This is a genomic window from Flavobacterium sp. 270 (assembly GCF_004368785.1).
Taxonomy (GTDB): Bacteria; Bacteroidota; Bacteroidia; order Flavobacteriales; family Flavobacteriaceae; genus Flavobacterium.
In genome coordinates this window covers 84,090-107,703 of the sequence record NZ_SODM01000001.1, presented here as the reverse complement: position 1 = coordinate 107,703, position 23,614 = coordinate 84,090, and the positions used below count along the sequence as shown (strand labels likewise).

Sequence of the window (23,614 nt, the reverse complement as noted above, 5' to 3'; positions counted from 1 at the left end):
CATATTTTTAAAATGTAGTTAAATTTACTATTTTTTAGAATATGATTTCTTTATTGATGCATATATATTGGTATGTAAGGATAACATTCTAAAAGCATTGAAATCTTGAACATTTTCCTTATTTATTAGCTTTCCTTAATAGTTAATTATTTAAAAAAAAACAATAATTAAACATTAAAGTATTAAAAAAACATCCCAAATAATTTTTATATATTCGTTTACAAGAGTTTTATTTATGTCGTCAATTATTATTGACACAAAATTTCAATAATCTAAATAAGCATGATAAAAGATATTTGGAAACAACCTGCAGAAGGTTTTACTGAAGAAACTATTGGAAGAACTGAAGAGCAAATCATTCAAAAAGAAATCGAAATTGGGTTTAAATTTCCAGCACTTTATAAAGAACATATGAAGTTGCAAAATGGTGGTTATTTATGGAAAAGTGCTTTGAATTATAATAATGACGTAAACGAACTTTTATGTAATGACGCTACTTTTGATCCAATAATTCAGCAGAATAGTTACAAGACTTTAAAGGATGTTTTATTAGAATATATAGATAACGAAAAATTGGAGACTTCTTCAAATTCAGATTTTCTTTATTTAGATAGACTTCCAATTCTTTCACATATGGGTGGTCATACAATATTGTGTTTTGACTATGGTTATAATGTTGAAAACGAATATGAAATACCCGAAATTGTATATTTTGAATTAGAGTGTGCCGAAAATGGCTATGAAGAAAAACTAAGATTAAAATCCTACGATGAACTAATTAATAACTTAGTTTATTACGGCTATGAATCAACTTCATTTTATATTGGAATTAAGTCAAATGAATCAATTGAGAAAATTTTTGAATTGATTGAAAAATCATTTTATCTACAACTTGAAACGAAGACAGATAATGGTTATGGTTGGTACAATTTCGAAAAATGGTTTTGTGGAGAATTAAAGTTAAATTCGAGCCTGTCAGCATATTTAAAATTAACACCAAATCAATTTTTGAGCAACACATTTCTTTTTCAAAATGACAAAGAGTTTAATTATGTTATTGATATTGATATAAGAATTGGAGTAGAATCTTTTCAAGACAATTCCAATTATTTAAAGTCAATCTTAATGGAAAAATTTGAACCATTTTTATCAAATTTAGATTGGATTTTTTTAGAAGTGCCATTTCATAAGGAAAATAAAATTGAACTAGAAAAGGTAATGCAAACATTCCATGACTAGAATAATTATGTTTGGACAAATTTTTCAAAAAAGCAAATCGGTTGCCAGTTCAGTTGCAATAGCTATTAATGAAAGTCTTTATCCGATTCCCCTGCGAAGCCAATTATTGACATAATTAACAACAATAAACCACCGAATAAAAATATGAAGCAATTCCAATATTTATTCTTAGATCTATTAAGATTATTTTCTGATAAATTTAAATAATTGCCATTTTTTGCTCTAACACTTTCGACGCTAATATTTTCATTAAAAAAATATTTATCACTTATTGATAGCGAATCAACTTTTATTAGTTTTTCTCGATAATCTCTTTTATCAATGCCAAGAAAAATAGAATCTCCTTTATTTATTTCACTTATTAAATCATCTACAAAAGTTGCCTTCAAGGTCTTATTGCTTATATAAAAAATCAAATCAGGATATTTTTTTAATCTGATATTAATGTAGCTGCGTTTACTATGTACATATTCAATATTTTCGGATGTTAAATCGCCAAAAACAACTATATCCTTAGGCATTATATCTTTAATTTTTAAAGCATTATATGCTCCATAGAATAATAAAAAGCTAATTATCGAAAATATTATAGCCAGCCTTTTTTCTGTTTCATTTTTCATCATTTTTTCAAGTAATATATCATGTTTTATGCCTTTAGTAACTTCATTTTTTATTTCAGAATAATTGTCAAAATATTCACTTGATATTTTAATTCTTTCGCCATTTTTAAAGTATACTATTATTTCGTCCCATTTATCATATTTTCCCTTTATTTTTTTTTCGGTCCAACTTTCAATTTCATTAAAACTATACACTTTTTGTTCTTTCATAAAAAATGATAACTGTATCAATTTCTTATTTGAAATCTTGAAATTTTTTATTGAAAAAAAATTAACTATAATAAAAACTGAAATGATTAAAGACAGAATAAAGAAAATCAAACAAAAGTTTTTTGCATTATTTTCAGGTGTGTATTTTATTAAGGTATATGTAGCCAGTATGAAACAAAAGAATAAACCCAAAAAATGACTTTTCCAGTAACCTTTTTTCTTTTTTGAGTTCAAATAATATTCTGTCAATTTTTATTTTTTTTAGACAAACTAGATTTTCTTCACTAATTCTGGTGGATATATATAAGAATACAAAGCATTTTTATTATTATAAATATAGAAACAATTCTCAATTAAACTATAAATCAACTATTAGTTTATTGTATGATTGTTTTACTGTTATAATTTTTAAGAAAAAAGGCTTTTCAGAGGGATATGTACAGAAAAGTGTAAATTTTGAACCATAAAAAAAACTCCAAAATCATAAGACTTTGGAGGTTTTAAATTCTGTGGGCGATGAGGGGTTCGAACCCCCGACCCCCTCGGTGTAAACGAGGTGCTCTGAACCAGCTGAGCTAATCGCCCTATTTTACTAGGTTGCTATCGTTTGTGATTGCGAGTGCAAATATACACCTAGATTTTGTATTTGCAAGCATATTGACTAAAAAAATGAAATATTTTTTCGGTTTATTTTTTACAAAGCTATTTTTCAGCTCTTTAAAAATTAAAAAAAAGAAACGATTTCTTAAATTTAGTTAAATATAGAAATCAATAAGCCTAATTAATAATAATCTTTTGTATTCAGAGGCTATAGTCATACATTTGCATACCTTAAAAATAGATTCTCAAATGGCTAGATTTCAAGAAAATGATTTACCAAAATCAAAAATTACTGCTACTTCACTTAATAAAGCAAAATTAATATTCAAATACGCCGGAAAACACCAATGGAAATTTTATGTTGGTTTATTCTTCCTATTACTTACAGGCGCTACTGCCCTCGCCTTTCCTAAATTAATGGGAATGCTTGTAGATTGCGTTAAAAACAAAGACAACACCAGAACGAATGAAATTGCCTTAGGATTAATCGTTATCTTGTTCTTACAAGCTTTCTTTTCTTTCTTTAGATTATCATTGTTTATCAATTTTACCGAAAATACATTGGCAAACCTGCGTTTGTCTTTATATACAAACTTGGTGAAATTGCCAATGACGTTTTTTTCGCAAAAAAGAGTCGGCGAATTAAACAGCCGTATCAGTGCCGATATTACACAAATTCAAGATACATTAACAAGTACAATTGCAGAGTTTTTACGTCAGTTTATACTCATTATCGGTGGTGTAATATTATTGGCAACAGAAAGTTTTAAATTGACTTTATTAATGCTGGCCGTTGTTCCATTGGTTGCAGTTGCTGCAGTAATTTTCGGAAGATTTATCAGAAAATATTCGAAACAAGTACAAGATCAGGTTGCAGAAAGCCAGGTAATTGTAGAAGAAACCATGCAGGGAATTAGCATTGTAAAAGCTTTTGCCAACGAATGGTACGAAATTGCAAGATATAAAGGAAAAATAAACGAAGTGGTAAAACTGGCCATCAAAGGCGGTAAATACCGTGGTTATTTTGCTTCCTTTATTATCTTCTGTTTGTTTGGAGCAATTGTAGCCGTAGTTTGGTATGGTGTACGTTTGAGTATAGCAGGCGAAATGAGCGTTGGACAATTAATTTCATTTGTATTGTATTCTACATTTGTTGGTGCTTCTTTTGGAGGAATTGCCGAATTATATGCTCAAATTCAAAAAGCGATTGGCGCTACCGAAAGAGTTTTTGAATTATTAGATGAAACTCCGGAAAAAATAGATCTTGCTGCAAACGGAGCACACGAAAAAATTAAAGGAAATGTATCTTTTAATAATGTTGCTTTCAGCTACCCTTCTCGTAAAGAAGTTGAAGTATTGAAAAACGTAAACTTTACAGCAGAATTTGGTCAAAAAATAGCTATTGTGGGCCCGAGTGGTGCTGGTAAATCGACCATTTCATCTTTATTACTGCGTTTCTATGATATAACTTCTGGAGAAATTACTGTAGATGGAAAAAATATTTATGAGTATGATTTAGAAAATCTTCGTGGTAATATGAGTATTGTACCCCAAGATGTAATTTTATTTGGCGGAACGATCAAAGAAAATATCGCTTACGGAAAACCAGACGCAACTGATGAAGAAATTATTTTAGCAGCCAAACAAGCCAATGCTTTTAACTTTGTAGAAGGTTTCCCTGAAAAATTTGAAACATTAGTTGGAGAACGCGGTGTTAAATTATCAGGCGGACAACGCCAGCGTATTGCAATTGCACGAGCGCTGCTTAAAAATCCAAGTATTCTAATTTTAGATGAAGCAACTTCGTCTTTAGACAGCGAAAGCGAGAAATTAGTTCAGGAAGCATTAGAAGTTTTAATGGAAGGAAGAACAAGTATTATTATTGCGCACCGCCTTTCGACGATTAGAAGTGCTGACAAAATTTTGGTTTTAGATAACGGAAAAATTACAGAAGAAGGAACACATCAGGAATTGATAAATCTTGAAAACGGTATTTATAAAAACCTTAGTAATCTTCAGTTTAGTAATTCTTAAAAAGAAAATTCAAATTATAAAAATTCCAAATTCCAAATTATAAAAAAAACTCCGTTTGCGTTGCAAACGGAGTTTTTTTTATATAAATCTAAAATCTAAAATCTAAAATCTAAAATCTAAAATCTAAAATCTAAAATCTAAAATCTAAAATCTAAAATCTAAAATCTAAAATCTAAAATCCAGATTATTTTCCTTTTCTTCTTTTACGTTCTGCTTTAATCATAGATAATTCGCGGCTAGTTTGTCCGGCAACAGAAGTATTTTCTTCTGCACGACGAATTAAGTATGGCATAACATCCTTTACAGGTCCAAAAGGAAGGTATTTAGCAACATTATATCCATTTTCGGCTAAGTTATAACTAATATTATCACTCATTCCGTACAATTGACCGAAATAGATTCTGTGGTCGTTTTTGGCAATACCTTTTTCCTGCATCATTTCCATCAATTTATAAGAACTTAATTCGTTGTGAGTTCCGGCAAAAATTGACATCATATCCAAATGCTCTAACATATAATGTACAGCGTTGTCGTAATTAACATCAGTAGCTTCTTTAGAAACACAAATCGGAGAAACATAATTTTTCTCTTCTGCTCTTTTGTGCTCTTTTTCCATGTAAGCACCACGAACTAATTTCATACCAATAAAAAAACCTTCGTTTTTGGCAATATCGTGCAGTTTTTTCAAATAATCCAAACGGTCCCAACGGTACATTTGTAAAGTATTAAAAACAATTGCTTTTTCTTTGTTGTATTTACGCATCATATCGGTAACCAAGTCATCAGCAGCATCCTGCATCCAGCTTTCCTCACCATCAATAAGCAACGCAACATCTTTTTTGTGTGCTTCACTGCAAACTTTATCAAAACGAGCTACTACTCGATCCCATTCTGCTTGTTCTGTTGGAGATAAAGTTTGTTTTTCTCCCAGTTTTTCATACAATTCAAAACGACCTAAACCTGTTGGTTTAAAAACTGCAAACGGAATCGCTAAACGTTCTTTTGCAAATTCTATCGTTTTTAATGTCATTTCCAAAGCTGCATCAAACTGTGCTTCTTCTTCTTTTCCTTCAACTGAATAATCTAAAACTGATGAAACACCTTTTGTAAACATTTTGTCTACCACGGTAATACAATCATCTTCGTTTACACCACCACAAAAATGGTCAAAAACAGTTGCACGAATTAATCCTTCTACTGGTAAATGTGCTTTGATAGCAAAGTTTGTAACAGCAGTTCCAATTCTCACCAAAGGCTCGCTGTCGATCATTTTAAAAAGAAAATAAGCTCTATCAAGTTCTGTATCGCTTTTTAACGAAAATGCAACCTGAGTATTGTCGAATATTTTTTTCATTAAGAGTAAATTTTTGTGCAAATATAAAAAGACTTCAATTATTATTTCGTTAAAAAACGCCTTATTTTTTTCAGAATTTGATAATATTTCAATGTTTTGAAGTAAATTTTTTAATGTAAGATTTTACTTATTTTAAAAAATAGTATTACTTTTGCAAAATTAAATAAAATGTCATGAGTACTGATTTTGTAAATAACTATTTTAAAGCAAGTTATAAATTTCCAGACGCAATTGTTATTCTTTTTTTAGCTTCTATTCTGGCTATTGATTTTATGCCTTATTTTAAAACGGCAGAAATTATCAACGTTCAGTTTTTATACTTGTCGGTCATAAACCTTTTAATGGGGGTTTATTTTTATTTCAATTCAAATTTCTCAACTATAGAAGCATTTCAGGTATTAAAAAGGAATTATGTACCAAAAATTTATTTATTGTTTTTATTCTTTTGTGCGTTATCTTTTCTACCAGCCAAAAACACAGCACTTTCCATTACAAAATTTACAGAATTAGTAATTTCATTTACACTGTTTATAAACTTAACTATCTTGTTAAAAGATAAGTTAGACATACTATATAAGATTATTTTAGTAGTGTGTATTAGTGCATTTTTTCAGGCAGCACAGCAGCTATTTTATTTCAAGGAAATTGCCAAAGGTATCGATACAATGGCTGCACTAAGTAATATGAAGGGAAATACAGGAAATATTAATATTCTTGCGGCCAGCTTAACTATAAAAGTCCCTTTTTTAATTATAGGTATCTTTAATTTTACTTACTTCAAAAGAATTTTCGCAGTTTTTACCTTAATTATAGTGGCATTAGTCATTTTGTTGACTGGTGCCAGAACAGCTTAATTAACTTATTTCTAATTTTTACAATTTATATAATTTATTACTTACGAGAAAATTCAGTTAATAAATCTACTATAATTAAATCATTAGCATTAATAATACCATTGCTGATTTCAGTATACGTTTCTAATGAAATATTCGAAAAATCAAAGAATGTTGATAGATATGTTTCCATAGAACATAGGGTTTCTACACTTAATTCAGAAGATGCCTCTATTAATGTAAGGCTTGAATATTGGAAAAATGCTATAAAATTAGCCAAAACGAGCCCAATTTTAGGTATCGGATTAGGTAATTATCAAGTTGAATCTATTCCTTATGAAAAAGAAATTTCAGATGAATTTGTAGTGTCATTACATTCCCACGATGATTTTCTGGAAATTACGGCTGAAACCGGGATTATAAATGGGCTTATATATTTTTCTCTATTTGTCTATCTCTTTTTTGTAAATGTCACAAGAATAATTAAATCCGAAGATGTGAACACTAGAATTTTGGCACTTTTAGCATTGCTGCTATTAATAGTTTTTGGAGTCGATTCATTGTTCAATTTCCCTATGTACAGACCAACAATGCAGATTTTCTTTGTGCTTCTGATGGCTTTTACTGTTGTTAATAAAAAAAAGAAAGTTGGGCTTGAAACCAATTCAGGAATATATACCAAAATAAACCTGGCGTTAGTAATAATTTTGATATCTATTCCAGCAACTTATGCTGCGCACATTATATATAAAGCGTCAAAATTAGAATATCTAATAGCTAAAGACGATATTAACAACAAAAATAAGGGCTCAATGACTGGCGATGAAGTTGTTGCTGAAATTGCTAAATTTCCTAATGTATTAAGTTCATCAGAAGCCTTTTATGAATATGCCGGAATTTATTATATAAGAGAAAATAATTTTGAAAAAGCGTTTAAATGTTTTTATAAGGCCAGCCAGATCAATCCTTATACAGGTCGAATCAATTTTTATAAATATGTAATAGCTGGAAAAAAAGGAAATCAGGATAGTGCGTATGTATATATAAAACAAGCGTTTTATTTAAGACCAAGGCATAGTAAGATATTTCAAAACTCACTTATTGCAGCTGCCAAAAAAAATGATACTATTGAGATTCTAAAAGAACAGAAAATATATTCTAAATACAAAAAGGCTCCAGATGCATGGAGTACACCTGCCAGAGTTTTACTTAATACAAATTTTAATCGCAAAAACTTAGGTAAACTTATTGATAACGGTCTTAAAAACTTCCCGAAAGATAGCTTACTGCTAAAACAGAAAAAGGACTTTTTGATAACAAATTACATCATGGAAGGACAGGAAAATATTGCAAAATCAAATTTAGCAGAGGGGTTAAAAGCATATGAAAAAGCTTTAAAATTAGATCCTGAAAATGTTTACGTTATGCAAAATATAGGTTTTTATTATTTAAACTTAAGGCAATACAAACAAGCAGTACCTTATCTTTTGAATGCGATTAAAAAACCTGGTCTTTATGATGGAAAAACAGAATATTTTATTGGTTTATGTTATGTTAATATCAATGATAAAGAAAATGCCTGCAAGTATTTTAAGATTTCTAAAAACAAAAACTATCCTCAGGCACTACAGCTACCAAAAGATGTTTGTGAATAAATCTTGAACTAATTCATTAAAAATATTTATTAAGTTTTAAATTTTATAAAGCTTAATAAATATTTTTTAGTTATAAAGCAGTTCTAATTTATAAACTAATCAAAAAAGTTATAGCTGAAATTATAGCGATCAATTTTTAAATTATTACGTTCAGTTTAAACATTATTTCCTTAAAAATGCCTTATTTTGCGCTTTCAATTAACCAAAGAATTATGCAATCTATTCAAGCTAATAATTATCACGTACATTTTAACCACAATGCTTACGAAGCTTTAAATAAACATTTAAAAGAAAATAAATATTCAAATTTATTCATTATAGTTGATAATCAAACCAATGAATATTGTTTACCTAAATTTCTGCCTCTTCTCGAAACTGATTTAACAATCGAAATAATTGAATTTGAAGCAGGTGAAATCAATAAAAATATAGAAACCTGTATCGAAATCTGGAATGTTTTAACTGAACTTGGAGCAGATAGAAAATCTCTTATTATCAATCTTGGAGGCGGTGTAGTTACAGATTTAGGAGGTTTTGTTGCTTCTACCTTTAAACGTGGAGTTGATTTTATAAATATTCCGACTACCTTATTATCTATGGTTGATGCTTCTGTTGGAGGAAAAACCGGAGTAGACTTAGGAAACCTTAAAAATCAAATCGGAGTTATTAATGTACCGCAAATGGTATTAATTGATACGCAATACTTAGAAACTTTAGCAAAAACTGAAATGCGCTCTGGATTGGCAGAAATGCTTAAACATGGTCTGATTTACGATGCGCCATATTGGAGAAAGTTTTTAGATCTAAAAGCAATTGATTTTGCCGATTTTGATGAATTGATTTATCGTTCTGTTGAAATTAAAAATGAAATTGTAATACAAGACCCGACAGAGAAAAATATCCGAAGAGCACTAAATTTTGGACATACTTTAGGCCACGCTATAGAAAGTTATTTTTTAGAAAGTGAAACCAAAACAACATTATTGCACGGAGAAGCAATCGCAATCGGAATGATTCTGGAAAGTTATATTTCACTGCATAAAAACTTAATTACGGCAGCCGAATACGCAGAAATCAAAACGGCGATTCAGGGCATTTATGATAATGTAATAATCGAAGAAAATGATATCGAACCAATCTTAGAATTGCTGATTCATGACAAAAAAAATGAATACGGTTTAATTCAATTTGCTTTGATCGAAGGAATAGGCAAAATTAAAATTAACCAATTGGTTGAAAATAAATTGATTCTAGATGCGTTTCAAGATTATAAATCTTAAACTTTTTTTAATCAAAACCGTTGCTTTAGGTATATATTATTTTTTACATTTGCCACAATGAAAACAAACAATAAACAAAGACGATTTAGTTCTTATAGAAACCGCCTCAATAGTTCTTTACTAAGAATGTTGAACCGTTTTTATAATAGTAAAAGTCCTTTTTGTTTTGATGCCTTTCAGTATTCAAAAGCAGAGAATGAAAAGCTACAGATTATATTTGAAAATTTTAGGGTTTGAATTTAGACTAAACGCCGTTTTTCTAAAATAAATCACAATCTTAAATATTTAAAAATAAATGAATACAAAATATTCTGATCTAATTAATCAAACATACTATTTTCCTCAAGAGGAATTTAAACTAAACAAAGACAACCTTCAGTTTCACAATATCGATTTGATGAAATTGGTTGAACAATACGGAACCCCATTAAAATTTACCTACTTACCACAGATTTCGAACAACATTAATAAGGCAAAAGCCTGGTTCAGAAAATCTATGGAAAAAAACAAATACGAAGCAAAATATTACTATTGCTATTGTACAAAAAGCTCTCATTTTGAGTACATTATGAATGAAGCTTTTAAGAATAACATTCATATCGAAACTTCTTCTGCATTTGATGTTAATATTGTAGAAAATTTGTTAGAAAACGGTAAGATCAATAAAAGTACCTATGTAATTTGTAATGGTTTTAAAAGAGACGAATACATAACAAATATTGCAAGATTAATTAATAACGGACATAAAAATACTATTCCTATAATTGATAACTATGAAGAACTTGATCTTCTTCAGGCTGAAATTAAAGGAAAATTCAAAATCGGAATTCGTATTGCAGCCGAGGAAGAGCCTAAATTTGAATTTTATACATCAAGATTAGGAATTGGTTACAAAAACATTGTTTCGTTTTATAAAAAACAAATTCAGGAGAATGATAAATTAGAGCTTAAAATGCTTCACTTTTTCATTAACACTGGTATTAATGATACAGCATATTATTGGAATGAGTTAGTAAAATGTATAAAAGTATATATTGCGCTTAAAAAAGAATGCCCTACCCTAGACGGATTAAACGTTGGTGGTGGTTTCCCGATTAAAAACTCATTAGCCTTTGATTATGATTATCAATATATGATTGACGAAATTATCAATCAGATTAAAATTGCATGTGACGAAGCTGAAGTTGATGTTCCTAATATTTTTACTGAATTTGGATCATTTACCGTAGGTGAAAGTGGTGGTGCAATCTATCAGATTTTGTATCAAAAACAACAAAATGATAGAGAAAAATGGAATATGATTGATTCTTCATTCATAACTACTTTGCCAGATACTTGGGCTATAAACAAACGTTTTATTATGCTGGCGGTAAACCGCTGGAATGATACGTACGAACGGGTTTTATTAGGAGGTCTGACTTGTGATAGTGACGATTATTACAATTCTGAACAAAATATGAACGCGATTTATCTGCCTAAATACAGCAAAGAAAAGCCATTATACATTGGTTTCTTTAATACAGGTGCGTATCAGGAAACTATTGGAGGATACGGAGGTTTACATCACTGTTTGATTCCGCAGCCTAAACATATTTTAATAGATCGTGATGAAAACGGGATTTTGGCAACTGAGGTTTTCTCAGAACAACAGACTTCTGATGATGTATTGAAAATTTTAGGATACACAAAAAAAACGTAAAAAAAAAGCTGTGAATTTTATGTTAATATTTATAAAAGTATTAATTTGCAGTGTCCTCTTAAAAGGTTAAGCTTAATTCAAAAAAAACAAAAAAACAAAAAAGTAATGAAAGGACCTATCAGTCAGTTTATTGAAAAACATTATTTACACTTTAACTCTGCTTCTCTTGTTGATGCTGCAAAAGCATACGAACAACAATTGGCAAATGGAGCAAAAATGATGGTGAGTATGGCTGGCGCTATGAGTACAGCAGAAATTGGTAAAATTTTTGCCGAAATTATTAGACAAGATAAAGTACAAATAATTTCATGTACTGGAGCCAATCTAGAAGAAGACATTATGAATTTGGTTGCTCACTCTCATTACGAAAGAGTACCAAATTACCGTGATTTAACCCCAGAAGACGAATGGGCATTGCTAGAAAGAGGATTAAACCGTGTTACAGATACTTGTATCCCTGAGCACGAAGCATTCCGTCGTTTGCAAAAGCACATTTACAAAATCTGGAAAGATGCAGATGATAAAGGAGAACGTTATTTTCCTCATGAATTCATGTACAAGATGTTATTATCTGGCGTTTTAGAAGAATATTACGAAATTGACTTAAAAGATAGCTGGATGTATGCAGCTGCAGAGAAAAACCTGCCTATTATCGTACCAGGATGGGAAGATAGTACAATGGGAAATATCTTCGCATCATACGTAATCAAAGGTGATTTAAAAGCATCTACGATGAAATCTGGTATAGAATATATGACATTCCTTGCAGACTGGTATCCAAAAAACAGCAGCAACGGAATTGGATTTTTTCAAATTGGTGGTGGTATTGCAGGAGATTTTCCTATTTGTGTTGTACCGATGTTGTATCAGGATATGGAAATGCATGATGTCCCGTTTTGGAGTTATTTCTGCCAAATCTCAGACTCTACAACCAGTTATGGTTCGTACTCTGGAGCAGTTCCAAACGAGAAAATCACTTGGGGTAAATTAGATATCAAAACCCCTAAATTTATTATTGAGTCGGATGCTACAATTGTTGCACCGTTAATTTTTGCATATTTATTAGATTTATAGGATAATTTTATGAAAAGAGTTATAGTAGACTACGCTAAACTTACCAACGAAATTTTGAACCTTTTGGTTGAAAAGTTTCCTGATGGTTATGATGATTCGGATGTTATCCGTTTTAGAAATGCTAAAAACGAGTTAATCGAGGCTGTTGAAGTTCGTACTGAAGACACTATTTATTTAGTAAAAATTAGTACTAAACTTGCAGACAGAATCGAAAATTACGATGAAGATGACGATATCGATCTTGATGTTGATACAATCGAACCAGTAAAAGGACTTGATCTTGATGACGACAGCGATGATGACGATGATGATGACGATAATCTAGACAAGCCAGATACTGACGGTGGAGATGATGACGATGATGAAGACAGAGACCCAGACGATATTGCTGACGATGAAGATGATGAAGACGAAGATTAATTTCTTCTCTTTCTAAATATTAAACTAAAGGAACTCAATTCGGGTTCCTTTTTTTGTTACAATAAATAACAATTACATTATAAGAAAAGTACTATGTTTGTAATGTAAATTTTAGCAATAAAAATGAACTCAGAAATATTACACGCCAAGCTAAAAGAAAACTTTGGTTTTGAAAAATTTAGACCCAATCAGGAAACAATTATTAATACCATTCTTTCTGGTCAGGATACATTGGCTATAATGCCGACTGGAGGGGGAAAATCGATATGTTTCCAGCTTCCGGCTTTGGTTTTACCTGGAATCACAATTGTTATTTCTCCTCTAATTGCCCTGATGAAAGATCAGGTTGACAGTTTAAAAACAAATGGAATTTCTGCGTGTTACATCAACAGCAGCCAATCAAGCGAAGAACAGCAATTTTATATCGATAATTTAAAATCTAATAATTTTAAACTGGTTTACATTGCTCCAGAAAGTCTTTCTTATTTAGATGTGGTTTTTAATGAATTGACAATCAGTTTAATTGCAATTGATGAAGCACATTGTATTTCTTCCTGGGGACATGATTTTAGACCGGCTTATACTAATTTAGGATATTTAAAAAGCCGCTTCTCTTCTACTCCGGTTCTGGCTTTGACTGCCACAGCCGATAAAGCAACGCGCACAGATATTACGAAACAATTAAATTTAAGAAACCCAAAAACTTTTGTAGCTTCTTTTGACAGAGCTAATTTAAGCTTAGAAGTTCGTCCGGCATTAGATCGTGTAAAACAAATTGTTGATTTTGTAGAAGAGCATCCAAATGAATCTGGAATTATTTATTGTTTAAGCAGAAAAACTACAGAAGAACTGGCTCAAAAATTACAGAAGGCTGGTATCACGGCAAAAGCGTATCATGCCGGATTAGACAATAAAGTTCGTGCTAAAACTCAGGATGAATTTATAAACGATGATTGTCAGGTAGTTTGTGCTACAATTGCTTTTGGTATGGGAATCGATAAATCGAATGTGCGCTGGGTAATTCATTATAATCTGCCAAAAAATATAGAGGGTTATTATCAGGAAATTGGGCGTGCGGGGCGTGACGGACTTCCGGCTGAAACGGTTTTATTTGAAAGTTATGCCGATGTTATTCAGCTTCAGAAATTTGCTTCAGAAGGATTAAATGCTGATGTACAGCTGGCAAAATTAGAACGTATGAAACAATATGCAGATGCATTAAGCTGCAGACGAAAAATTCTACTCTCCTATTTCGGTGAATTGGTAACTGAAAATTGTGGCAACTGTGATATCTGCAAAAAACCGCCAGTATTTTTTGACGGAACAATTTTGGCTCAAAAAGCACTCTCTGCGATTACCCGTTTACAGGAATCTGAGACTTTGGCTGTAATTGTAGATTTTTTAAGAGGCTCGAGAAACGCGTATATCTACGAAAAAAATTATCAAACGCTTAAAACGTACGGAATTGGCGCTGACATTTCTTGGTACGATTGGAATCAATACTTAATTCAATTAATAAACTTAGGATATTGTGAAATTGCTTTTCATCAACACAATAAAATTTTACTAACGCCTTTTGCAAAGAAAGTTTTGTTTGAAGGCGAAAAAGTAAAACTAACGACGGTTGTCAAAAAAGTAATTGATAAAAACGAAATCAAAGAAACAAAAGCTAAAGCAACTAAAAATTCTCTTTTTGAGACGCTTAGAAAATTACGTTATGAAATTGCACAAGAAGAAGAAGTTCCGGCTTATGTGATTTTTAGCGATGCTGCTTTAAGACAGATGGAAATTATACGACCTACAAGTGATGAAGAATTCCTTACTGTAGAAGGTGTTGGTAAAGCAAAACTAGAAAAATACGGTTCTGAATTTATAAACGCTATTATAGAATTTCAGAAAAATAAAAAAGAGAAAGTAAAAAGCAAGAAAGAAAATAATACTTATAAAGTTACTTTTGAATTGTATCAGAATGGTGTTAGCGTCGAAGAAATTGCAGAAAGCAGAAATCTGGGCGTAACTACGATAATTTCGCATTTAGCAAAATTATATTCTGAAGGATTTGATATTGATATAACAAAATTTGTTTCTGATGAAGAAGTAAACCTAATCAAAAACGCAAAAAACGAATTAGAAAATCCAAATGCACTTAGACCATACTTCGAATATTTTGAGGAAAAAATGGGTTATGATAAAATTCGTTTTGGATTAGCTGTGATTGAGAAGTCAGGCTTGTAATTTTTTTTTGTCATTTCGACTGAAAGGAGAAATGACAAGAATAGACTTAAAAACAAAAAACCTGTAAAAATTATTTTTACAGGTTTTTTGTTTTATGATTTTTCTAGTATTATAGATACCTTTCCTGAAAAACTTTTTGATGATGTTTTTGATGTCCTATCAAAACAAAACCTAAAGCACGAACAGAAATCGGATTGTTTGATGCAGTTCCGATTCTTTTAAGCTGTTCTTCAGATAAACTTTTGTAAAACAATAAATTTGAATGTCTTACAGCAGAAAATTCAGTTAATAAATCCTGAATACTTCTTTTGCTTGACTCCGTATTATCGGCATAATCATTTTCTTCAAAACTTGGCAAAGGCGTTTTGTCATTTCTGGAAAAACGCAGTGCGCGATAAGCAAAAATACGTTCCGTATCAATTACGTGCTGAATAATATCTTTAATTGTCCACTTTCCTTCGGCATAACGATAATCAAATTTATCCATTGGAATATTTTGTACAAATCGGATAAAGTCATGCAGAGAAATTTCTAATTCTTCAATTAAATTTACTTCTCCGGCTTCTTTTACATACGTTATAAATCCTCCGGAATATTCACTTTCTAATAATTGTGATGTATTCATTATTTTACAATTTTGAAATTAATGGATTTTTTTAAGCTGAATTTCTACTTGCGTTTGTGTTTCCGAAAAGTGATCTCGTAACGATCTTTTCATAAACTTTTATCAACTCTTCGTTTCCGTTATTTTCTTTATTCAATTCATTAATTCTAAGTAAAGCATATTGTTGTATCGTCAACAATGGCAATACGATACGCTCTCTTATTTGAATCGATGCTATACCATCAGGATAATTTTCCATCAAGGTTTTATGATCAGCAATTTTAAGAAGAAGACGTTTTGTTTCTTGAAATTCTTCGTTGATAATCTGCCAGAATTCTCCAAATTCAGCATCATTTTTCATGTAAGCTGTTAATGGTAAAAATGATTTTGCCAAAGACATCATACTGTTTTCAAGCAGTGTTTTAAAGAACAAAGAATTATGGTATAAGTCACTTACTTTATCCCATTGTCCGCTTTCCTCAAAATATCTTAAAGCAGTACCTACACCAAAAAATCCTGGTACATTTTGTTTTAATTGACTCCAAGAACCCACAAACGGAATTGCTCTTAAATCTGCAAAATCAAGCGATTCTGATTTACTTCTTTTAGAAGGACGGCTTCCGATGTTTGTTTTAGAGTAATATTTTAAAGTACTCATCTTTTCCAAATAAGGAATAAACTTTGGATGGTTTTTAAAACTTAAATATTTCTCATATCCTAAATCTGCTAATTGTGTCAAGATTTGAGTTTCTTCAGCAGATAATTCATTTTTATCTTTGCTAAAAACCTGATTAGTAACACCTGCAGTAAGTAAGTTTTCGATATTGTAACGACAAGAATCTAAAGTTCCAAAATTAGAACTAATCGTTTGTCCTTGTACCGTAATCTGAATTTCGTTGTTTTCGATTTTTGGCCCTAACGAAGCGTAAAATTTATGTGTTTTACCCCCGCCACGTGCTGGAGGTCCGCCACGTCCATCAAAGAAAATAGCCTTAATGCCATATTTTCTGGAAATCTCAGTCAAAGCAATTTTTGCCTGATAAATACTCCAGTTTGCCATTAGATAACCACCATCTTTAGTTCCGTCAGAGAAACCAAGCATAATAGTTTGTTTGTTTCCTCTTGCTTTTAAATGTTTAGAGTATTCTGGATTAGTATATAACTGCTCCATAACATCGTGTGCATTTTGCAAATCATCAACAGATTCAAAAAGCGGAATTACATCAACAGATGGATTTTCCCAATTATTCAAACGAATCATGGCAAAAGTTTCCATTACATTTAGTGCACTTTCGTTATTACTAATAATATAACGATTTGCTCCAAATTCTCCGTTACGTTCCTGAATGGTTTTAATAGCCTGAACAGATTCTAAAGTAGATTGTGTAATTTCATCTGTAAAATCGGCAGGATTTAAATTTCCTTTCACTTTAGATAAAACAACCAATTTTTCGGCTTCAGATAATTCAAAGTAATTTTTAGGGAAAACATCAGATCCAGAACTCAAATAATAATTAACAACATCTTTAAAAACAACATTATGAATTTTGCTGTTTTGGCGAATGTCTAAGGTTGCAAAATGAAATCCGAATAGATTAATCTTTACCAATAAAGCTTCTAGTTCGTCTAAATATAAAGACTGATGCTTCTCGATAATTATGTTTCTTATTTTATTCAACTGCGTTAATAATTCATCTAAAGTGATGTAAATTTCACCTTTAGAATAAAATACAGAACGATAAAGTTTATGTTCAAGATCGGCTACCAAAGTATCTACATCTGAGAAGGTTAGCTTTCTTTTTAAATTTCTCATTTCAACATAGTAGCACTTTAAAATAGAAGTTCTTAAACGTTCTGCTACTTTTAGTGTAATCTCTGTTGTTACAAAAGGATTTCCGTCGCGATCTCCTCCCGGCCAGAATCCAAGTTTGATTAATTGGTTCTGAATTGCACTTCCCTGCAAAATATTTTTTTGCAGATAATGTACAATTTCTCCAGAAGTTGCATAGAAAACATTCTCCAGATACCAAATCAAACTTACTGCCTCATCATAAGGGTTTGGTTTTTCGTTTTGGATAAAAGGAGTTTTTCCTAACTGCGCTAATAATTGTTTTATTTTTAATAAATCATTAGATCGAATTGCTTCTGTCAAATCATTTATAATTCCAAGAACCGGCCCAGGATAAAACTGTGTCGGGTGCGCCGTTAAAACCGTGCGTACGTTGAAGTTTTCAAGGAATTCGATTAACTCATCGTCTTTCTCTTTTGCATCTGATTTCTCTTTGATATCGCGCAAAGAACCACGTCCTTCCATGTTGTTTACAGCAGGAAAAGCAGCGTCTTCGATGGCATCAAAAAGCACAATTTGACGTTCTATATATTGAATAAATCGAAACATAAGATCGATTTTTTCCTTTTCAGAAGCATCATTAAGGTATTTATTAGAAAAGAAATTAAAAATTTCCTTTGGTGTTTCTTGTTTTTTAAAGCCTGTTTCGCAAGTTTCTGTAAATAATGGAAGTAAAACTCCAGTATTATCAATAGAATCAAAAGGTAATGTTATAAAAACACTATTGTAAATGTGATATTTTGAGAGTACATCTTGATTAAAGCGCTCAATTTTTGGCAGCGTATACATAATCGTGTTATAGTTGGTTGGTTAATTATTTAGTCATAAAAAAACCCCAAGAATAAACTTGAGGTATATTTTAATATAGCATTCAAGAGAATTTATTACATATTTTTAAAAATAGTATGCATCAAACGCTTCTTATCGTTTATACTTTCTTCTAATGAAATCATTGTTTCTGTTCTGTAAACACCCTCGATATCGTCAATCATGAAGATAACTTCTTTTGCATGTTTTGTATCTTTTGCTCTAATTTTGCAAAAAATATTGAATTTTCCTGTAGTTACAGATGCAACTGTAACGAATGGAATTTGGTTAATTCGCTCTAATACAAATTTTGTCTGCGACGTATTGTTAAGAAACACACCTACATAAGCAATAAATGAATACCCTAGTTTATCATAATCTAAGGCTAAAGAAGAACCCATTATGATTCCTGCGTCTTCCATCTTTTTTACTCTAACGTGTACTGTTCCAGCAGATATCAATAGTTTTTTTGCAATGTCAGTAAACGGAACTCTCGTATTGTCTATTAACATATCTAAAATCTGGTGATCTACTTCATCTAAACGAAATTTACTCATAATTCTTTAATTAATATTACTAATTGCTATTACAAAGTATAAAATTATATATAAAAAACAACAAATTCACAAAAAAATTAACTTTTTATTAATCCGTTAACAAATTTAACATTTTTATTTAAATAAAAATCTGCTTTTTGATTGGTTTTCGGAAAATTACCTAGGTCATCAGAGTAAACAGCACCTTCTGCGTCGTATACATAATGTCCAAAATAATTCTCTAATTCACCTACTTCAACGATATATGCGTTAAAGTGAATCTTATTTTCAATCAATTCCTCTTTGTATTGAGCGACAAAATTCGTAATAATTTCGATACCATCATAATTTATTTTGACATTTTTATACATAAAATCATAAAAAACGACTTTATTTTGTGAAATATTCAAATAATCATTAATTCTGTTATCAACTAAATCGTTTTCGCTAATGAGTTTAAAACTTGAAATTAGTGAGAAAAATAGGAGTTTTCTGGTGATTTCACGATCATAATCGCCTGGAAAATGACCTCCTTCAAATAAGATGGTTGGTACTCCAAGATATTGAAAAGTATCTCCAATACAGTTGATATTAAAAGAGTCGTCAAAACGGCCTACTTGGCCCGGTATGTACTGCTGAAGCACATCATTAAGGCCTGCAATAAGGTTTATAGCCTTTAATCTGTTTTCGTTTATATCTCTTTCTTCATTAAAAGATGGCGCTAAGAAAGAAACTGTAGCCGGTTTTCCGGTATCTCCAGCACCAAAAATAGTACGCTGATCATGAAGATTAAAGCAAAAATGAGGTTTAAAATCTTCGAATACTTTTCTAAGAACTTTACTCTCTGGCTGCGTTAAATCCTGCGAATCTCTATTTAAATCAATTTCGTTAGCATTTGCTCGTGTATAAAGCTTAGCACCATCTGGATTTAATATAGGAATACAGTAAAACGTAAAAGTATTAAGCATTTTAACGGCATATTCAGAACCACTGTTTAAGACATTAATAAAGTCAAACAATGCTTTGGTTGTAGTGCTTTCGTTTCCGTGCATTTGAGACCAAAGATAAACACGAGTTTCTCCAGTCCCAATTTCGTAACTATATATAGGTTGTTCTAAAACAGAATGTCCTATAACTTTAACTTGATTATTGGTATTTAATTTTTCTAATAAAGGCTCGATTTCTTTTAAAGTTAAATAACGTCCGCTAATAGATTGCTCTTTGTATTGGTTGAATAATTCTTCTAAATTCATTGTGTTTTGATTAGTTTACAAAAGTAAACATCTTTATTTTTACAATTGTAAACATTAAAAATAAAGAGTAATTTAGAAATGTAAACATAATTTTAAGTAATTATTTACTATTAAGCACCATATTGATTAACAATTGTTATTACTTTAATTAAATAAAATTAAATAGCACTATTTCAACTACTTAAACATCATTAATTAAAGTAAATATCTTAGAAATAAAGAATGCTTTATACGATTTACAACTGTAAAATTGCTTTATTGGTTCCTTTTAGTTACATTTGTAAACATAGATTTTTTAAATGAGAATTTACAATGGTAAACATCGATGATTTTGTAAAAAGACTGGAAATTATACTCGATTATTATGGACTGAATGCTTCTGCTTTTGCTGACAGAATTGGTGTGCAGCGCTCTAGTATGTCTCACCTATTGTCTGGCAGAAACAAACCAAGTTTAGATTTTGTCATGAAAATTCTGGAAGTTTTTCCAGATGTAGACTTATATTGGATTTTGAACGGAAAGGGAAATTTTCCAAAAAGTGATGAAGAGGTTTCTCCGGAAGTTGCAAAACCTACTCCTATTTTATCAAATGAAATTTATGGCGGAGAAGATTTATTTTCTACTATTAATTATAAAGAAGAACCAAAACCGGAAATAAAAATTTCTTCCGAAATAAAAAGTTCAAATTTTAGTTCGGAAGAAAGTGAAATTGAAAAAATTGTGTTTTTTTACAAAAATGGAACTTTTAAGATTTATACACCCTAATTAAAATTAGCGCATATTTGCCCATTCAAAAAAATATTTTTCATTTACGCGATTCTCACGCATTAGGAAAAAAGACGAAAAAATTAGACTTGAATGCCATTTTGAGGAATCTTACCTAAAACTCCTTTATAGTGTTGTTTCAAAATTTGAATATCAGCTTCGTAATCTCCAGTCGGAAAAAAAGGTTTGCCTAGATTTACTTCTTTTTTGCCCCAATCAAAAGCGACAGGAACAATTGGCACATTTGCTTTAAGCGCTATATAATAAAAACCGGTTTTAATTTCTAAAACTTCTTTACGTGTTCCTTCTGGTGCCACAGCCAAACGAAAAACTTCTTTACGGTCAAAAATTGCTGCAATAGAATCTACTTTATTCAATCCGCCAGAACGGTCTAAAGGTTCTCCGCCAACACTTCTAAAGTAATATCCAAATGGGAATTTGAATAATTCTTTCTTCCCTACCCAATTCATTTGTAAGCCTGAGATTCCTCTAGTGAAAATTCCTAAATAAAAATCATGATTACTTGTATGCGGCATTACCATCAGTATACATTTTTTCACTTCAGCATTTTCCAATCCTACTATTTTCCAGCCCATTAGCTTAAAAAAAATGTATTTGTACAATTGTTTTTTCATTAATGTTTATTTATTTGATGCAAAATAAAAGATTTAATGCTAAATTTGAGTAAAAGCTTTACAAAAAATGATTCAAAAATTATTCAGTTATCTTATTCCAGTAAAAATATTTAAAAAAAAATCGGCACGAAGCAAAGTTATTGAAGTTACCTGGGCAAATGGCGAATTGGTCTTAGATTCTGAAAACACAAATTATTCCTACGGGAGTTTGCAGCGTATATTAAGGTACGGACTTAGAAATATTGGTTACGATGCGATTCTTAAAATGGACCACATCTTATTGCTTGGCGTTGCCGGCGGCAGTGTTATAAAAACGCTGGTTGATGAGATTAAATATAAAGGTAAAATTACGGGTGTAGAAATTGACTCAGATATGATTCAGATTGCCAACCAGTATTTTAACCTTAATCAAATAAAACAACTTGAAATTATTATTGATGATGCTTTTGAGTTTGTCTTAAAAACAAAAGAAAAGTATAATCTTATTATTATCGATATTTTTGAAGATATTAATATGCCCAACTTTTTGTTTGAACGTTTCTTTAGCGAGCGTATCTGTTATCTTTTGCAAGATCAGGGTTTTGTGTTATTCAATACCATGATTCTTGATGAAGCACATAATGTTCGAAATAGAAAATACATTGCCGAAATTGACTCTAAGTTATTTACTTCAAAAATGCTGCCCCGCATAGAAGTGCATAATGAATTGATAATCATTGAAAAAGTAGCCTAAATTTAAAATTTTATGAAACCCCTTGCCTCTATTTTAAAAACTTTGCCACCTACTAAAGTAATCGATTCGAATATTGATTTTTCTAAATATATTTTATTAGATCTATCGGTTACGAATCAGGAATTGGTTGATATTAAGCCCGAAAGCACTGCTGCTTTTGATGTTTATATTTCAAATTATATAAAAAAGAATAATGCCGAAGTTGCCTTTGGCGGTTATATAGAAGGCCGCTCTTTGTACAAACGAAGTACGATTTTTAAAAACGATTCGCTGCCAGAAAGAAACATTCATATTGGAGTTGACTTATGGGCAAAAGCGGGAACGCCTGTGCTGGCACCGATTGACGGAAAAATTCACAGTTTTAAAAATAACATTGGTTTGGGAGATTATGGCCCAACGATAATATTAGAACACGAAATTGAAAATGAAAAATTTTATACTTTATACGGACATTTATCGTTAGAAAGTATAGAGAACTTAACTGTTGGGGACAGTTTTGAAAAAGGTCAGGAAATTGCAACAATTGGGAATCAGGAAGTTAACGGAGATTATCCGCCTCATTTGCACTTTCAAATCATCAATAATATTGAAGATTATTGGGGAGATTATCCCGGAGTCTGCAACACAAACGACCTAAATTTTTATATAGAAAACTGCCCAGACCCCAACTTATTATTAAAAATTACTTAAATAGTTATGAAGAAAGCGGGATTGATTATATGTTTGTTGTTATTAATTGGGTGTAAGTCTAAAACGATTAGCAGAGATACAGAAGATTTGAAAATTAAAAAAGTTTCTGGTTCTGATATTGATGCCAATCAGCAGAGAAAAGCATACGAATTAGGAAAACGAGTTTTAGAAACTTGCAACACATCAAAGTTTAAACCTTTTAACGAAACTGAGGTTACGGCTTCGGTAAGAGAAAATACAACAGAAGAACGATTGACTAAAACTTGTACAAGATTTAGACAATACTACGGAAGTTTTATTGATTTAAAATTAGATGGAGTTTATAAAACTAAACAAGAAGTCATTTATCGCTATCATGCTTTATACACCAAAAAAGTCGCAAACAAAGAACTGCGTATTTTTGTAAATGATGAAAATTTGATTTCTGCCATAAAATCAATGGATTGGGACGAAAAATTTGATTCTAAACTAAACGAACAATAAGTAAAT

20 protein-coding genes and 1 tRNA gene are annotated in these 23,614 nt (G+C 30.8%); 13 read left to right on the top strand and 8 right to left on the bottom strand.

What is annotated here, in order from left to right:
• Positions 1-282: 282 nt before the first annotated feature.
• Entirely contained in the window at positions 283-1,239 is a 957-nt protein-coding gene (locus EV144_RS00495) for an SMI1/KNR4 family protein (protein ID WP_134145111.1), read from the top strand.
• Positions 1,240-1,304: 65 nt separating this feature from the next.
• Here EV144_RS00495 and EV144_RS00490 read toward each other — a convergent pair whose 3' ends face one another.
• Entirely contained in the window at positions 1,305-2,318 is a 1,014-nt protein-coding gene (locus EV144_RS00490) for a hypothetical protein (protein ID WP_134145109.1), read from the bottom strand.
• A 261-nt stretch (positions 2,319-2,579) separates the two neighbouring features.
• Positions 2,580-2,654, bottom strand: a tRNA-Val gene (locus tag EV144_RS00485).
• A 264-nt stretch (positions 2,655-2,918) separates the two neighbouring features.
• On the opposite strand from EV144_RS00485, the gene EV144_RS00480 reads away from it, so the two are divergent.
• Positions 2,919-4,703 (top strand): ABC transporter ATP-binding protein, encoded by a 1,785-nt coding sequence (locus tag EV144_RS00480; protein WP_134145107.1) that lies wholly within the window; start codon positions 2,919-2,921, stop codon positions 4,701-4,703.
• 184 nt (positions 4,704-4,887) lie between these two features.
• Here the strand turns inward: EV144_RS00480 and EV144_RS00475 are convergent, their stop codons facing one another.
• Positions 4,888-6,057 (bottom strand): proline dehydrogenase family protein, encoded by a 1,170-nt coding sequence (locus tag EV144_RS00475; RefSeq protein ID WP_134145105.1) that lies wholly within the window; start codon positions 6,055-6,057, stop codon positions 4,888-4,890.
• Between the two features lie 173 nt (positions 6,058-6,230).
• Here EV144_RS00475 and EV144_RS00470 point away from each other — a divergent pair, with 173 nt between their 5' ends.
• From EV144_RS00470 to recQ, 7 genes are all read left to right on the top strand, one after another.
• Positions 6,231-6,911 carry a hypothetical protein gene (locus tag EV144_RS00470; RefSeq protein WP_134145104.1) on the top strand — a complete coding sequence of 227 codons (681 nt, stop codon included), beginning with the start codon at positions 6,231-6,233 and terminating at the stop codon, positions 6,909-6,911.
• Positions 6,875-8,545, top strand: coding sequence for an O-antigen ligase family protein (locus EV144_RS00465; RefSeq protein WP_317129076.1), 1,671 nt, complete (start codon positions 6,875-6,877; stop codon positions 8,543-8,545). Before EV144_RS00470 ends, EV144_RS00465 begins: the two co-directional genes overlap by 37 nt.
• A gap of 212 nt (positions 8,546-8,757) precedes the next feature.
• The gene (gene aroB / locus EV144_RS00460; protein ID WP_134145100.1) at positions 8,758-9,825 is read left to right on the top strand and encodes a 3-dehydroquinate synthase; all 1,068 of its coding nucleotides are present in this window, start codon (positions 8,758-8,760) and stop codon (positions 9,823-9,825) included.
• 295 nt (positions 9,826-10,120) lie between these two features.
• A complete protein-coding gene (locus EV144_RS00455; protein ID WP_134145098.1) occupies positions 10,121-11,524 on the top strand; it encodes an arginine decarboxylase in 1,404 nt (467 codons plus the stop codon).
• A gap of 105 nt (positions 11,525-11,629) precedes the next feature.
• Positions 11,630-12,598 (top strand): deoxyhypusine synthase family protein, encoded by a 969-nt coding sequence (locus EV144_RS00450; RefSeq protein WP_134145096.1) that lies wholly within the window; start codon positions 11,630-11,632, stop codon positions 12,596-12,598.
• Positions 12,599-12,607: 9 nt separating this feature from the next.
• Positions 12,608-13,018: a DNA primase gene (locus tag EV144_RS00445; RefSeq protein WP_134145094.1), complete on the top strand. Its 411-nt coding sequence runs from the start codon at positions 12,608-12,610 to the stop codon at positions 13,016-13,018.
• A gap of 123 nt (positions 13,019-13,141) precedes the next feature.
• A complete protein-coding gene (recQ, locus tag EV144_RS00440) occupies positions 13,142-15,253 on the top strand; it encodes a DNA helicase RecQ (protein ID WP_134145093.1) in 2,112 nt (703 codons plus the stop codon).
• Positions 15,254-15,362: 109 nt separating this feature from the next.
• On the opposite strand, the gene EV144_RS00435 is transcribed toward recQ, so the two are convergent.
• From EV144_RS00435 to EV144_RS00420, 4 genes are all read right to left on the bottom strand, one after another.
• Positions 15,363-15,878 carry a DinB family protein gene (locus tag EV144_RS00435; protein WP_134145091.1) on the bottom strand — a complete coding sequence of 172 codons (516 nt, stop codon included), beginning with the start codon at positions 15,876-15,878 and terminating at the stop codon, positions 15,363-15,365.
• Positions 15,879-15,909: 31 nt separating this feature from the next.
• Positions 15,910-18,495, bottom strand: a complete 2,586-nt coding sequence (locus EV144_RS00430) for a phosphoenolpyruvate carboxylase (RefSeq protein WP_134145089.1) — start codon at positions 18,493-18,495, stop codon at positions 15,910-15,912.
• Between the two features lie 95 nt (positions 18,496-18,590).
• A complete protein-coding gene (locus tag EV144_RS00425) occupies positions 18,591-19,070 on the bottom strand; it encodes an Lrp/AsnC family transcriptional regulator (protein ID WP_007805990.1) in 480 nt (159 codons plus the stop codon).
• A gap of 77 nt (positions 19,071-19,147) precedes the next feature.
• Entirely contained in the window at positions 19,148-20,302 is a 1,155-nt protein-coding gene (locus EV144_RS00420; protein ID WP_134145087.1) for a M14 metallopeptidase family protein, read from the bottom strand.
• Between the two features lie 312 nt (positions 20,303-20,614).
• On the opposite strand from EV144_RS00420, the gene EV144_RS00415 reads away from it, so the two are divergent.
• Positions 20,615-21,067 carry a helix-turn-helix domain-containing protein gene (locus EV144_RS00415; RefSeq protein WP_134145086.1) on the top strand — a complete coding sequence of 151 codons (453 nt, stop codon included), beginning with the start codon at positions 20,615-20,617 and terminating at the stop codon, positions 21,065-21,067.
• An 83-nt stretch (positions 21,068-21,150) separates the two neighbouring features.
• Here EV144_RS00415 and EV144_RS00410 read toward each other — a convergent pair whose 3' ends face one another.
• The gene (locus EV144_RS00410) at positions 21,151-21,702 is read right to left on the bottom strand and encodes a 1-acyl-sn-glycerol-3-phosphate acyltransferase (protein WP_134145084.1); all 552 of its coding nucleotides are present in this window, start codon (positions 21,700-21,702) and stop codon (positions 21,151-21,153) included.
• A 67-nt stretch (positions 21,703-21,769) separates the two neighbouring features.
• Here EV144_RS00410 and EV144_RS00405 point away from each other — a divergent pair, with 67 nt between their 5' ends.
• Genes EV144_RS00405 through EV144_RS00395 form a run of 3 tightly spaced genes read left to right on the top strand, consistent with a single transcriptional unit; the run spans position 21,770 to position 23,608 of the window.
• The gene (locus EV144_RS00405) at positions 21,770-22,435 is read left to right on the top strand and encodes a spermidine synthase (protein ID WP_134145082.1); all 666 of its coding nucleotides are present in this window, start codon (positions 21,770-21,772) and stop codon (positions 22,433-22,435) included.
• Positions 22,436-22,447: 12 nt separating this feature from the next.
• Positions 22,448-23,125 carry a peptidoglycan DD-metalloendopeptidase family protein gene (locus tag EV144_RS00400; RefSeq protein WP_134145080.1) on the top strand — a complete coding sequence of 226 codons (678 nt, stop codon included), beginning with the start codon at positions 22,448-22,450 and terminating at the stop codon, positions 23,123-23,125.
• Between the two features lie 6 nt (positions 23,126-23,131).
• A complete protein-coding gene (locus tag EV144_RS00395) occupies positions 23,132-23,608 on the top strand; it encodes a hypothetical protein (protein ID WP_134145078.1) in 477 nt (158 codons plus the stop codon).
• Positions 23,609-23,614 lie beyond the last annotated feature (6 nt).

What these genes read in the sequence shown, in the direction of transcription:
- EV144_RS00450 (WP_134145096.1), top strand. Translation starts at nt 11,630, where the DNA reads ATGAAAGGACCTATCAGTCAGTTTATTGAAAAACATTATTTACACTTT.
- EV144_RS00400 (WP_134145080.1), top strand. Translation starts at nt 22,448, where the DNA reads ATGAAACCCCTTGCCTCTATTTTAAAAACTTTGCCACCTACTAAAGTA.
- EV144_RS00430 (WP_134145089.1), bottom strand. Translation starts at nt 18,495, where the DNA reads ATGTATACGCTGCCAAAAATTGAGCGCTTTAATCAAGATGTACTCTCA.
- EV144_RS00395 (WP_134145078.1), top strand. Translation starts at nt 23,132, where the DNA reads ATGAAGAAAGCGGGATTGATTATATGTTTGTTGTTATTAATTGGGTGT.
- EV144_RS00405 (WP_134145082.1), top strand. Translation starts at nt 21,770, where the DNA reads ATGATTCAAAAATTATTCAGTTATCTTATTCCAGTAAAAATATTTAAA.
- aroB (WP_134145100.1), top strand. Translation starts at nt 8,758, where the DNA reads ATGCAATCTATTCAAGCTAATAATTATCACGTACATTTTAACCACAAT.
- EV144_RS00470 (WP_134145104.1), top strand. Translation starts at nt 6,231, where the DNA reads ATGAGTACTGATTTTGTAAATAACTATTTTAAAGCAAGTTATAAATTT.
- EV144_RS00495 (WP_134145111.1), top strand. Translation starts at nt 283, where the DNA reads ATGATAAAAGATATTTGGAAACAACCTGCAGAAGGTTTTACTGAAGAA.
- recQ (WP_134145093.1), top strand. Translation starts at nt 13,142, where the DNA reads ATGAACTCAGAAATATTACACGCCAAGCTAAAAGAAAACTTTGGTTTT.
- EV144_RS00455 (WP_134145098.1), top strand. Translation starts at nt 10,121, where the DNA reads ATGAATACAAAATATTCTGATCTAATTAATCAAACATACTATTTTCCT.
- EV144_RS00480 (WP_134145107.1), top strand. Translation starts at nt 2,919, where the DNA reads ATGGCTAGATTTCAAGAAAATGATTTACCAAAATCAAAAATTACTGCT.
- EV144_RS00420 (WP_134145087.1), bottom strand. Translation starts at nt 20,302, where the DNA reads ATGAATTTAGAAGAATTATTCAACCAATACAAAGAGCAATCTATTAGC.
- EV144_RS00435 (WP_134145091.1), bottom strand. Translation starts at nt 15,878, where the DNA reads ATGAATACATCACAATTATTAGAAAGTGAATATTCCGGAGGATTTATA.
- EV144_RS00445 (WP_134145094.1), top strand. Translation starts at nt 12,608, where the DNA reads ATGAAAAGAGTTATAGTAGACTACGCTAAACTTACCAACGAAATTTTG.
- EV144_RS00415 (WP_134145086.1), top strand. Translation starts at nt 20,615, where the DNA reads ATGGTAAACATCGATGATTTTGTAAAAAGACTGGAAATTATACTCGAT.
- EV144_RS00425 (WP_007805990.1), bottom strand. Translation starts at nt 19,070, where the DNA reads ATGAGTAAATTTCGTTTAGATGAAGTAGATCACCAGATTTTAGATATG.
- EV144_RS00410 (WP_134145084.1), bottom strand. Translation starts at nt 21,702, where the DNA reads ATGAAAAAACAATTGTACAAATACATTTTTTTTAAGCTAATGGGCTGG.
- EV144_RS00475 (WP_134145105.1), bottom strand. Translation starts at nt 6,057, where the DNA reads ATGAAAAAAATATTCGACAATACTCAGGTTGCATTTTCGTTAAAAAGC.